Raw genomic sequence first — 11,985 nt, forward strand, 5'->3', positions numbered from 1 at the left:
CGTATATGCGAGAGTATTGGCTGTTTGATATAATACTTCTTTGTTGTGTTTTGTTGTAATCTCTTGAATCGGGTTTCTTGGTTGCGCGCAGCAGGAGAGGTCGATTGCAATTCTTGCTACGGATCACGTTCTTATGGGTCTTTGTCTTCACTGTGTCCGCAGTTGAAGCGCAACAGCGGCTGGTGTTGTCAACCCTTGAAAGCACACCCAACGGAAGGATCGGTGCGGCGATCCTGAAGCGGGCTTATGCAGAGATCGGCATTGAGATTGAGATCTACCAGACTTCGGGTCAGCGGGGTTTGATGCTGTCGTCCGCAGGCGCGGTTGACGGTGAAGTCGTTCGCTTTGGTGTTGTCGGCGATTTGCACCCGACGCTGCGCCGGGTGGATGTGCCGATTGTGAGATTTGCAATGACCGTCTTTGTCAAAGAAAACGCGGTTTCTACGGTTAGACTCGACAACCTTGCGGCTCTTAGAGTGGGCCATCTGACAGGAACCGTTAAACTGGTTGAACTCACACAAGGGTTCAGCGATGTCTGGCGGGCGTCCTCAAATTCGGAATTGTTTGAAATGCTGGCGGCCGAACGTCTTGACGCGGTTATCAGCGATACGGTTGCTGGACGCATTGCGCTCGGTCGTCTCGGACTGAGCGGTATCACCGAACTCAAACCACCTTTGGTGCAGGATAATCTCTATCATTTCCTGCATGAGAAACATTCCCACCTTGTTCCTGAGATCGGCAGGGTGCTGCAAAGGATGACCCAGACCGGCGAGTTGCGTGCCACGATCGAGGCCGAAATCAAATCCATGACCGGGCACGAAGCTCTAGGGTCTGTGGACAATTAGGATTTGGTCTTGGTTTGGATACAAATGGCTCGAGTTCAAGGAGCAAAGGCGTAGGAAGGGGCAGCCATTTCAAGCCTTTGCGACGCAGAAATGAGCCATTTGCATCAAATCCCCATTGCCAACATCTGGGGGGACGCAGCGGATTTCGGTTTCGCGTGCGTCGGAAATTTCTCGTGGTAGGCAGCACCACTGCGAACTTTCCTCCTGCTCGAAGACCGAAATCCGACAAGCGCCAAGACCGAAACGTAATTGTCCACAGACCCTAGTCACCCGAATCTGAAGTTCGTCTTATTTCCCGGCACACTCGGAACGAACTTCAGATTCAAAAGGGTGACTAGCAAGCATATGTTTCTAGTGTGGTTTTTGAATTTGAAATTCGCTTCGATGGTTGCTGCAACAATGAGGCGAATTTCAAATTCACCACACTAGGTGCTCAGTTTGAGATGAACTAAACTTGTGGTTACTTATTCGTTTTCTTGCGTTGTGGTTAATAATTACAATATTGCATAGTCATTGTAGTTGTCATTCAATATGAAAGACTGGAGGTCGGAAGAAGGGTCTTAATCAGAGGTTGCCATGTTGTTGAGTTCGTGCATTCGGTTCTTTGTGGGGTTGGCACTGACCGTTCCATTGCTGCTTCCGGTGCGCGCGGATGAACTCGTGATGGCCACCGACGACTGGCCGCCTTTCCGGATATCGAACGAGCAGGGGCTGATCGGCCTTGATCTGGATCTGATCGACGAAATCGCCAAGCGGACAGGGGCGAGCCTGACCATTGCAAAAATGCCGTGGGGACGGGCCCTGACGTCCATGCAGACTGGCGACGTCGATGTGATGACCGGACTGGCCTATCGCGACGAACGGGCGCAATACATTGCCTATACCGACACGCCCTATTTCAAATGCACGACGGCCTTCTACACAATTGCCGGCCAGGCCCAAAAGATCAAAACCTACGAAGATCTTGCACGGTACCAAGTCGGATACGTTTTGCATTCGGCGTATTTCGACCGGTTCGACAATGACGTTTCCCTCGACAAGGTCGGGGTGGCTCAGGAACAAATCCTGATCGACATGCTGATGAAACGGAGGTTCGGCGTGATGATCGGAACGGACTGCCAAGTGGACTATTTCATCAAGCGCCAGGGATTTGCGGGCAAGATCGAAAAGGCACCTTACAATCCCGGAAATGCCGTTGATCTGTTCCTGGGCGTGTCCAAGAAATCCGATTGGGCCGGCAAGCTGGACCTCCTGAACAAGGTGGTCAAGGACCTGGTCGATGAGGGCTTCGTCGACAAGATTTCAGAGGAATATTACGGCACACATTCGTGATCGAACGGTGCTGTTGGTCCCTTTCTTTGGCGCCGTTTCGTGCGTCTCCTCGTCAGAATATGCAACCGGATTGCAGACAGGTTGCAAACCTGCCTTCGTATCACGTAGAGTTACTTCTTCAAAAACTTGCGCTGCGCCGATTTGCGCGGAGAGGTTGATCTATTTGCTTTGAATGATTTGCTGCGATTGGGGAGGACGACATTGAACCGGCTCGTCATGTGTGCCGTTTTGAGCGTATTCGCCGTCATTCACGCTGCGTCCGCACAGGACAGGTTGCGATTTTCCAGTTTTGACGCCCCCAACCTGACGCCACTGGCTGAGAGGATCTTGACGCGCGCATATGATGAACTCGGCATCCGGATCGAAGCCGTGCAGGCGAGTCCACGGCGGGCCCTGCTTGATGCCGCGTCTGGAAAGACCGACGGCGAATTGGTGCGTATCAAGGATGTCGGCGCCGACCACGAAAGCCTGATCCGGGTGGACGTGCCCATCGTCGTGGCAAGGACCTATGCCTATGCCGTCAATCCGGGCCTGCGCGGCAAATCCTTTGATGAACTCAAGCATCTGCGCATCGGACATATCGCCGGGGCCCGCTTTGCCGTCGAACTCGCGGAAGGGTTCACCGAAATCTGGACGGCGGAATCTCCGGAGCAGCTTTTCGAGATGCTGCGCCGGGACCGCATCGACCTTGTGATCGCCGGGGAGGGCACAGGGCAAAGGCTTTCCAGGGAGCTTGACATGCCGGAAGTGTTCCCGATTGAGCCCTCGCTGCACTCGGTCGCCTTCTACCATTTCCTGCATGAAAGCCATGCCGATCTTGTGCCGAAAATCGAGGACGTGCTTCGGCGACAGCTGAAACGTTCGTCCGGCGAGACGTATGAAGACAGAAAGTCGAGGGAGATCATCCCGGACAGGAACATTCTGCACAAGACAGGAATGAGCTCATAGCCGCCCGGCGGGATCATATGAGGCGCTGATATGTGGCGTGCCAACGAGATTCCGGGCGCAGTTGCCTACTGCCCGGCTGCCGGACGGTTGCCGCCCGTCTGTTGGGCCTGACCGAGGCTGGCGCCGAGCAACGCCGCCGCACCGGCAAAGCCGCTGTCGCCGCCGACCACCGTGTTGGGCACCAGCTTGCCGACCAGGCCGACCAGCTCAGGCTTGCGCTCCAGGGAGGTCAGCAGTTTTTCGAGCGCCTGAAGCAGTGCAACCCGGTCCTGGCCGAGCACGTCGACCTGGGCGCGTTGGCCGCGGGCGAGCTCCTCCAGATACTGGCGTTCCGCACGGCCAAGGGCGGCGCGTTCCTGCTCGCGCTGATTGGCCACCTGCACGGCAATCTGCGCTTCGACGAGACGCGGCTGCTCATCGGCTGTGGAGCGGGCCTGCTCGGTCTCGATGCGTTTCTGTTGGGCGTCGGTCTCACGCTCATAGGCCGTGGACAGCTGGTCGGCGAGCTGCACGCGCAGGCGCGAGACCAGCAATTCCGGGGGGATGGCCGGTTCACCCAGGCGGATTTCCCGGATGTTGACGCCCGCCTTGTTGCCTTCCACCTTGATTTGCTGCTCGATGGTCTGTTCGATCGCGTCCCGGTTTTCGATGAGATCGAGCACGCGGGTGGGGCGAACGGTATAGGATGGCGGCTGCACCAGAGTGCCGTCCGATTCTCGATCCTGCACCCGGATCGAGGCACCGGCGACGTTGCGCACGATCGAGCGGATCGCCGGGGTCAGGATGCGGTTCTCGATTTCACCGAGACCGCCAACGGAGCCGACGACAACCGGGGCATTGTCCGGATCGACCTGGACCAGGGCACGCAGTTCCAGCGGAATGTCCCAGCCCTCGACCTTGACATAGACCGCCCGGTCGGCGGCGTCGCCCGGGATCTGTTCCTGCACGGAGCGCTCGTTCTGCTGGATGTTGCCCTGCTGGTCGACGGAGAGGTCGATGATGCGTTTGGTGTAGCCGCCCTTGTATTCCCAGGTCTGGACGCGGGTGTCGACGAGGGTCACCTCATAGGCTTGCCGGTTCAGGTAATAGGCGCCGGGGAACAGCGGTTCCTTCCAGATCCCAACGCAGCCGCGCGGCACCAGTGGCACGGTCAGGGCATCCCGGGAAGCGGTGGAAGCCGAGACTTCTTCCTCGACACAGTTGATGCCGGGCTGACTGACGTTCGATTTGACCACGCCGACATGACCGGCGGGAATGACGGTGGCCCCGGTGTTTTCATCGAGGCGGACATCGAACAGGTAACGGTTGAGGCGGTACTGGCCGGGTTTCAGCACGGTTTCCTGTGGTCCCCGCAGTCCGCCATTGGTCAGAAACGTGGCCGCGTTCAACATTTCACCGACTTTCTCGTCGGATATCGCGGGGGCCATGAACATGCCCGACGGCATGGCATCTCCGTCCAGTGCCGTGAGCTGGCCGTAATAGCCTTCGGGAATGGTGATGACGTCCCATTCCTCGAAATCGTAAAGCACACGTACCAGCGGAATGAAATGGAAGCCCGGCCCCAGGATCTGGGCCTGCGGACCTTTCTCGCCATCAAGGGCGATGATGCGGCCCGCCGGCAGTTCCTTGAACGCGTAGATCCGCTTCAGATGGCCAACCTGATTGGCATCGACGAAGATGAAAGACGTGGACAGCAGCATGAACGCGCCGACCGCGATCAGGACGATGCCCATGATGCGGCTGGAGAAGACTTTCATGAGCCGGTGCCCGCCGGCCGGCGCGCCGGTCCGGCGCAACACCACTGCCGCCCCCAGAACAATCGCCACAATTCCGATGACCACACCCAGCATTGCGTGTCCTCCCGCGCGCTCCAATCAGGCATCATCTGATCGCTGCTGCGAGACAGAGTCAAACAATGCTTCCGCGAAAGGCCGGTTTTTAACGCAGCGCGGTATGAAATTCGCTCGACGATACCCCGGCAGACGAATAGAACCGGACAAAAGACGTCCGGGAGGAACTATGAAACCGACCAATCCGGTCTTTACCGGCATCGACACCACGGTTTTCGAGACCATGTCGCGCCTTGCCATGGCCCACGAAGCCGTGAATCTGGGGCAGGGGTTCCCGGATGTGGACGGTCCTGAAGACATCCGCCGCATCGCCGCAGACACCCTGATCGACGGGCCCAACCAGTATCCGCCGATGCTGGGCCTGCCGGCCCTGCGCCAGGCGGTGGCAGAAGCCAACCGGCGCTTCTATGGCCTTGAGGTCGACCCACACAGCGAAGTCATGGTGACGTCCGGCGCGACGGAAGCTCTGGCCGACTGCCTCTTCGCGCTGGTGTCTCCCGGCGACGAGGTGGTTCTGATCGAACCGCTCTATGACTGTTATCTGCCGCTGGTCAAACAGGCCGGCGGCATTCCGGTGCGCATGCGCGTGACACCGCCGGACTGGTCCCTGAACGAAGATGCCCTCAGAGCCACCTTTTCGGAGCGGACCAAGGCAATCCTGATCAACAATCCGATGAACCCGACCGCCAAGGTGTTTTCGGAACGCGAGCTTCAGCTGATTGCCGATCTTTGCCTGGAACACGACGCCTATGCGATCTGCGACGAAGTCTATGAGCATCTGGTGTTCGATGGTGCGCGGCACCGGCCGCTGATGTGTTTTGATGGCATGCGCGAACGCACGGTGCGGATCGGTTCGGCAGGCAAGACCTTTTCCCTGACCGGCTGGAAAGTGGGTTACATTAGCGGGCCTGCCGCGCTGATGGATCCGATCGCCAAGGCGCATCAATGGCTGACCTTCACCACACCGCCCAATCTGCAAAAGGCGGTGGCTTACGGCCTTGGCAAGGAGGACGGCTATTTTACCGGCCTGGCTGAAGACCTGATGGCAAAGCGCGACCGCATGGCTTCGGGGCTGGCACAGCTCGGCTTCTCGGTTCTGCCCTGCGCGGCGACCTATTTCCTGACCTGCGGCTTTGACGGCCTCGGCCTTGGCCGGACGGATGTCGAGGCATGCCGGACCCTGGTGACCCGGGCGGGCGTTGCCGCCGTGCCGGTGTCCGCCTTCTACGGCTCGGACGCGCCAACCGGCTACATCCGCTTCTGTTTTTGCAAGCAGGATGCGGTGATTGACGAGGCGCTGGTGCGGCTCGGTGCATTTTTGACTGCGGCCCGGGCCGAATCCGCCTAGCCTGACATCACGTGATCTCTTGAATATGAGAAACTACATGGACAATCCGGCTCTGGTCGACGTCACCCGCGGTTCGGTCACAGAGAGCCTGCACCGCGGCAGCATCGCAATTGTCGATACGGCGGGCAAACTGGTCTGCGGCATAGGCGATGTCGAAGCTCGTGTGTTTCCGCGTTCCGCCATCAAGGCGCTTCAAGCCCTGCCTCTGGTGGAATCCGGGGCGGCCGACGCCCTCGACCTGACCGATGCCGAGCTGGCGCTGACCTGCGCCTCCCATAGCGGCGAAGTGGTCCACGCAAACGCGGCGCGTGTCATGCTGATGAAAGCGGGCCTCACCGAGGATGACCTGGAATGCGGGCCGCAATGGCCGAAGCGCATGGAAGATGCGGCCAAACTGATCCTGGCCGACGAAACACCTTGCGGGCTGCACAACAATTGTTCGGGCAAACATGCAGGCTTTCTAGGCCTTGCCAGGGTGATGGGCGTCGATACCAGGGGCTATGTCGACCCCACACATCCCGTGCAGCGGGAGATCCGGCTGGTCATGGAACAATTGACCGGCGACACGCTGTCGGAAGATGTCTGCGGCACGGACGGCTGCTCCATTCCGACCTATGCAACCCCGATGGAAAGCTTCGCCCGCGCGTTTGCGGCCTTCTGTACCGGTGAGGGGCTCGAGCCCCTGCGGGCCGACGCGGCGCAGCGCCTCTACGATGCCTGCATCAATGAACCCTACATGGTCGCCGGCGCCGGCCGGTTCTGTACCAGGGTGATGGAAGGGTTCCGCGGCCGGGTCTTCGTCAAGACAGGGGCCGAGGGCGTTTTCTGCGGCGCTGTCCCGGAACTCGGTTTCGGCATTGCGCTCAAATGCGACGACGGCGCGACACGCGCGGCCGAGGTGATGATGGCAACCGTTCTGGAAGCACTGCTGGAGCTGAATGAAGACGAGGCGGCTCTGCTGGACGGCCTGGTCAACCCGCCGGTCCTGACCCGGCGCGGCATCCAGGCCGGCCACATCCGCCCGCGTCAGGATTTCCTCGCCGCACTCAAGGCCGCGCTGCCCTAGGGCTATTTAATAAGTGCTCCACCCAACAACGTCATCCTGAGGAGGACCGAAGGTCCGTCTCGAAGGATCGGCTGCTTGTTCAGAATCTGTTGCCCATCCTTCGAGACGCCGCTGTCGCGGCTCCTCAGGATGACGACATTGGGTGTGAATTGGTTTGGGTTAAAGATCTTTCTTCATCAAGACCTTGTTACCGTTTCTTGATGTTTCACTCCAGCCGAGATGGCTGTAAAGCGCGACGTTGTCGGGCATGCCCACATGGGTTGCCAGATGCAGCTCGGTGGCGCCGCCGGCGCGCGCGTATCGTTCGAGATGTTCGATCAGAAGCCTGCCAAGACCCATGCCCTTGGCATCCGGATCGACGGCGATGTTCATCAGATGAGCCGAGGTGCCGCTGAGAGACAGGATTGCGCAACCGGCAAGTTCGCCGTCGAGTTCGGCCACAAACACATGATGATCGCGAATGTCCTCGGCAAGACCGGCGGAGACGTCGGGCAAGTCCGGCAGGCGCGATTTTACCGGTTGATAGGCGCGGTCGATACAGGTTTTGAGCCTGTTCACGTCTTGCAAATTCGCCTTGCGGATGGCTGGTTGGGCGCTTGTTCTTGTCATTGGAGTTGTCTCATGGCGCATCGCCCCGGTCTGTCCTTCCGTTTCACCCATGCGATCACCCGCATTCCCGCCGACAGTGTCGCCAACGGGATCCGGGCGGTAGATGCCGGCGACCCGAGCGGTGAAAAATTCAGAGCAGAACATGGGCTTTACGTGACCGCCCTGCAAGAGGCCGGCCTCACCGTCGACGTGTTGCCGGCGCTGGAAGCCTTTCCGGACAGCTGCTTTGTCGAGGACCCGGCCTTCTGTTTGCCGGAAGGCGCAATTCAGCTGCGTCCTGGAACAGCGAGCCGCGAAGGCGAAGGTCGCGAGATCCGCGCCGCGCTCGACGCGCGCTTTCCGCAGGTCGTCGAATTACCGGGAACGGGCCATGTCGACGGCGGCGATGTGCTGATGCTCGACGATGTCATCCTGATCGGCCTGTCGGCGCGCACCGACCGGGAGGGCGCGGAAGCCTTTGCCAAGATCCTGGGCGAGTGGGGCTACAAGGCCGAGGTCTGCGAGACGCCGGAGGGAGTGCTGCATTTCAAGACCGCCTGTTCGACCCTTGGCGACAATGTCATCCTGGCCACCAAGGTGATGGCCGACAGCGGCTTTTTCGGCGACCGCAAGATCGTCCAGGTGGCCGAGGGCGAGGATTATGCGGCGAATGTCATCCGCGTGAACGACGTGGTGCTGGTTCCGGAAGGCTATCCGAAGACGCTGGCCGCGATCGAGGCGGCCGGGTTCAAGACGGTGGTCCTGCCAACCCATGAGGCACGCAAGGTCGACGGCGGCCTGTCCTGCCTGTCCCTGCGGTTTGCGCTCAATGAGGCGTAAAACTTAAAAGACAACGTCATCCTGAGGAAGCGCGAAAGCGCTGTCTCGAAGGATGGGCCACTTGCTCCAGTGTGCAACGGGTCCTTCGAGACGGACCTTCCGGTCCTCCTTAGGATGACGACGGAAATTGCGGCGGGTATCGTGTGACGAGGCGCTTCAACGGCGCCTCAGCCGGCCACCTGGTTGCCGTGCACCGTCAGGTTGGAGAACTCGGAGACGTTGTTGAGTTCACCGGTGGCTTTCTCCAGCCACCTGTAGCCGTTGATGCCGCCGTTTCTTGAGCCCTGGACGATGTTTCCGGTGATCACCGCCGACCCTGCGCCATCGACCACGGTGACGGCAATGCCGGTGCCGCAGTCGCGGATGACGTTTTGCGCAGCGGCGACGTTGCGCATGTACGGACCCCAGCCGAGCATTATGCCGAATTTCGGTGCGCCCTCGACCACGTTGCCGGTGAGCGTCGTGTCGGCCTCAACGGCAATGCCGATGCCGAAGCCAGCGACTTCCGGCGGGTAGGGGCCGTCCTTGGTGATGTTGCGGATCAGATTGCCGGAACAGACCGCCATCCGGCCGCCATCCATGAAATTGGCGATGGAAATACCGATGGTGCCGCCGTCGACGATGTTGTTCGAGATCACCGCGCCCTGGAAGCCGAATTCGGAATAGATCGCGGTCTCGCCGGATCTGAGGCACGAATTGCCGATGATCTGGACATTTGAACCGGCATTGGAGCGGATCGCGGAAAAGGCGCAGTCGGCGACCCGGTTGTTCGAGACCATGACGCCATGGGCGCGGAAGACATTGATGCCGTTGCCGAACTGGCCGGTGCCGCCAAAGCGGGCGCCGATGCGTTCGACCCGGTTGCCGGAGACGATGGTGCCGTCCTCGCCCTCGCGCCAGCGATGCACCCAGATGCCGCCATTGGCGCAGTCGGTGACCGTGTTGCCGACGATGGCAAGGCCGGTGGCCTCATTGGAACGCAGGCCCGCTTCGGCGGCGCCTGAAATGGTGCAGTTCTCCACCCGGCCGGAGCAGCGGTCCATCAGGAGGCCCATCTTGGAGGAGCCGGTAATCTCGCAATTGTCGAGGGTGACGTCCTTGCAGCCGATGAAATGCAGAAGACCTTCGGTGAAATCGCCGATGGAGCGGTTGGCGCCGTCAAAGGTGACGCCAGTCAGACCGACATCGGAAACGCCTTCGGCGCGGATCAGCTGGCCGCCGCCGCCCTGATAGACCAGCCGGGTTCGTCCCGGCACGCCGACAATCAGGGTGCCCGACGGCAGGCGCAGGTTGGCGACCGGGTAGGTGCCTGCAGGCAGGAACAGGGCGCGGCCGCGTTCCACAGCGCGGTTGACGGCGTTCTGGAACTGGGCGGTCTGGTCATTGGCCGCGTTTGGCAGAAGGCCGAGATCTTCTGAATCGATCGACCCGCGCAGGTCGGCGATCTTCATTTGAGCCGATGCGGCTGTCCCGGAAAGGCACAGAGCTGTCCCGGCAAGAAACGTGCGGCGGTTCAGTTTCGGCGAAAAACGTGTCATCGGCCCAGCCAATTGCTCAGAAGCGTCCCGGATCGGGATCGGGTTCGGTTGCTGGTCTGAACTTCGCAAGGGCCGTGCCGGTTGGACGCATAAAGGAAAACCGGCCGGGAAGATCCCGGCCGGCTTTTCAGTTTCAGGCGTTCACGCAATCACAGCTTGGACGGATCGGCGTCCCTCAGGTCGCCCCATTTTTCGTCGGCGGTGGAAACGAAGCCCGGGATGTCGCCGTTCCAACGTTCCTGAATGCTCTTGGAGAGGTTCAGGTAGAGTTTGCCGTCAACGATCTTCCAGAGATCCGGGTCGCCATCCACCTTGACGCCCATGGCGGTGCCGAAGGCGCAGAAACCGCCATATTGCGGCAGGTATTTGTCCGGATTTTCCTTGAAGAGATCGCGGTTTTTTTCCGAAACGAAACGATAGGTGGCCCCGTTGTGTACCGCGGTGATTGTGAAGTCGCCGTCCTGCGGCTCGCCAGCGGTGAAGTAGGAGACCGGGTCGACGCCGCGCAGGGCCAGACCGGTGACCGTGGCATTGACGTCAAAGCCCGCTGCGAAGGCATTGGACACAAGTCCGGTGACGACAACAAGTGCGGCAAGGGACCCGCGGATCAGGTTTGCAAACATGTGTGAATTCTCCCTGAGGATTGATGCTGGCCGGTGGTGCGGATTGAAGCGTCTGCCTTTTTTCGGTACCATTTGGTTCCTAACTTGGCAAAAGTCGGTCCGTTCCTTCCGGTGATCTGGATATAGAGTTAGGAACCAATTGGTACAAAACACATGCGCGTGAGAGCGGGGTGAGGATTTCGTGAGCTTGTCGGGAAAGGGACCAAATGGCCAGACCGCGGGAGTTTGATCCGGACGTTGCCATGGAAAAGGCCATGGTGCTGTTCTGGGATGTCGGTTACGAGGAGGCGTCCCTGGCCGAGCTGCTCAGCGCCATGGAGATCACCAAGGGCTCCTTCTACAAGGCGTTCCGGGACAAGCAGTCGGTCTATCTCTTGGCACTTGACCGATACAACGATCGCGTCATCAGCGGCACGGTGGCCTTTCTCGGCGATCCGTCGGCGGGGGCGGGCCGGGAGCGCATTCTCGGCCTGTTCAAGAAGGTTGCCGATGAGGTGCGGGCGAATGGTGACCGGCTGGGCTGTTTCCTCTGCAACGCGATGATCGACAGGGCGGCCGGGGGCGGCGAGGCCGAGAAGAAACTGCAGGTGATGACCCGCCGCCTGGAAGGCGGGTTCCGCCAGGCCCTTGTCGACGATGGGTTCGAAGAAGCCGATGCGAGAGCCAGCGCTAGAGGCCTGCTGTCCGCCTATTTCGGCCTGCGCGTTCTTGGCCGGGCCGGATTGTCGCGCGAGATGGCGGGCGATTGCCTCGGTCAGGTGGAGCGCCTGCTGCGTCGGGATTGAGGGCTCTTAAAACCGGTCCTGTAGGGCAGTCCTCAACATTCATCGTCTTCCTGAGGAAGCGCGCGAGCGCTGTCTCGAAGGATGGGCGGCATCTTCTGAACAAGTGGCCGATCCTTATCTGTTTGAATTTTTGTAGATTGGTTTTGGGAGGGCCGGTTGCTGCCCTCCCAAGTGGGCCGGAGACCGTACGATCCGCGGTACGTGGCAGTCCGTTCGAAGCAA

Annotated in this window: 11 protein-coding genes; 7 read left to right on the forward strand and 4 right to left on the reverse strand. The window is 60.0% G+C overall.

What is annotated here, in order from left to right; genetic code table 11:
- Positions 1–104 precede the first annotated feature (104 nt).
- The 3 genes from M0H32_RS27065 (at position 105) to M0H32_RS27075 (ending at position 3,125) form a co-directional block, all read left to right on the forward strand.
- Positions 105–845 carry a substrate-binding periplasmic protein gene (locus M0H32_RS27065; protein WP_248159668.1) on the forward strand — a complete coding sequence of 247 codons (741 nt, stop codon included), beginning with the start codon at positions 105–107 and terminating at the stop codon, positions 843–845.
- A gap of 576 nt (positions 846–1,421) precedes the next feature.
- Positions 1,422–2,177 (forward strand): substrate-binding periplasmic protein, encoded by a 756-nt coding sequence (locus M0H32_RS27070; protein ID WP_248159670.1) that lies wholly within the window; start codon positions 1,422–1,424, stop codon positions 2,175–2,177.
- A 327-nt stretch (positions 2,178–2,504) separates the two neighbouring features.
- Positions 2,505–3,125, forward strand: coding sequence for a type 2 periplasmic-binding domain-containing protein (locus M0H32_RS27075; protein ID WP_248159672.1), 621 nt, complete (start codon positions 2,505–2,507; stop codon positions 3,123–3,125).
- Between the two features lie 65 nt (positions 3,126–3,190).
- On the opposite strand, the gene M0H32_RS27080 is transcribed toward M0H32_RS27075, so the two are convergent.
- Complete coding sequence (locus M0H32_RS27080; RefSeq protein ID WP_248159674.1) at positions 3,191–4,975, reverse strand: SPFH domain-containing protein; 1,785 nt, start codon at positions 4,973–4,975, stop codon at positions 3,191–3,193.
- Positions 4,976–5,144: 169 nt separating this feature from the next.
- Here M0H32_RS27080 and M0H32_RS27085 point away from each other — a divergent pair, with 169 nt between their 5' ends.
- Together M0H32_RS27085 and M0H32_RS27090 are read left to right on the forward strand one after the other, a co-directional pair.
- On the forward strand, positions 5,145–6,323 hold the full coding sequence (locus M0H32_RS27085; RefSeq protein WP_248159676.1) for an aminotransferase: 1,179 nt from the start codon (positions 5,145–5,147) through the stop codon (positions 6,321–6,323).
- Positions 6,324–6,360: 37 nt separating this feature from the next.
- Positions 6,361–7,389, forward strand: a complete 1,029-nt coding sequence (locus M0H32_RS27090) for an asparaginase (protein ID WP_248159678.1) — start codon at positions 6,361–6,363, stop codon at positions 7,387–7,389.
- 159 nt (positions 7,390–7,548) lie between these two features.
- On the opposite strand, the gene M0H32_RS27095 is transcribed toward M0H32_RS27090, so the two are convergent.
- Complete coding sequence (locus M0H32_RS27095) at positions 7,549–7,947, reverse strand: GNAT family N-acetyltransferase (protein WP_248159679.1); 399 nt, start codon at positions 7,945–7,947, stop codon at positions 7,549–7,551.
- A 63-nt stretch (positions 7,948–8,010) separates the two neighbouring features.
- Between M0H32_RS27095 and M0H32_RS27100 the strand changes: the two genes are divergently transcribed.
- A complete protein-coding gene (locus M0H32_RS27100) occupies positions 8,011–8,817 on the forward strand; it encodes a dimethylarginine dimethylaminohydrolase family protein (RefSeq protein ID WP_248159680.1) in 807 nt (268 codons plus the stop codon).
- A gap of 167 nt (positions 8,818–8,984) precedes the next feature.
- On the opposite strand, the gene M0H32_RS27105 is transcribed toward M0H32_RS27100, so the two are convergent.
- Both M0H32_RS27105 and M0H32_RS27110 read right to left on the reverse strand, forming a co-directional pair.
- Positions 8,985–10,355, reverse strand: coding sequence for a TIGR03808 family TAT-translocated repetitive protein (locus M0H32_RS27105; RefSeq protein ID WP_248159681.1), 1,371 nt, complete (start codon positions 10,353–10,355; stop codon positions 8,985–8,987).
- Between the two features lie 149 nt (positions 10,356–10,504).
- Entirely contained in the window at positions 10,505–10,978 is a 474-nt protein-coding gene (locus M0H32_RS27110; protein WP_248159682.1) for a YHS domain-containing (seleno)protein, read from the reverse strand.
- Positions 10,979–11,184: 206 nt separating this feature from the next.
- Between M0H32_RS27110 and M0H32_RS27115 the strand changes: the two genes are divergently transcribed.
- Positions 11,185–11,763 carry a TetR/AcrR family transcriptional regulator gene (locus M0H32_RS27115; protein WP_248159683.1) on the forward strand — a complete coding sequence of 193 codons (579 nt, stop codon included), beginning with the start codon at positions 11,185–11,187 and terminating at the stop codon, positions 11,761–11,763.
- The last annotated feature ends 222 nt before the right edge of the window (positions 11,764–11,985 follow it).

Origin of the sequence: Roseibium sediminicola (assembly GCF_023156505.1) — a bacterium.
Lineage (GTDB): Bacteria > Pseudomonadota > Alphaproteobacteria > Rhizobiales > Stappiaceae > Roseibium > Roseibium sediminicola.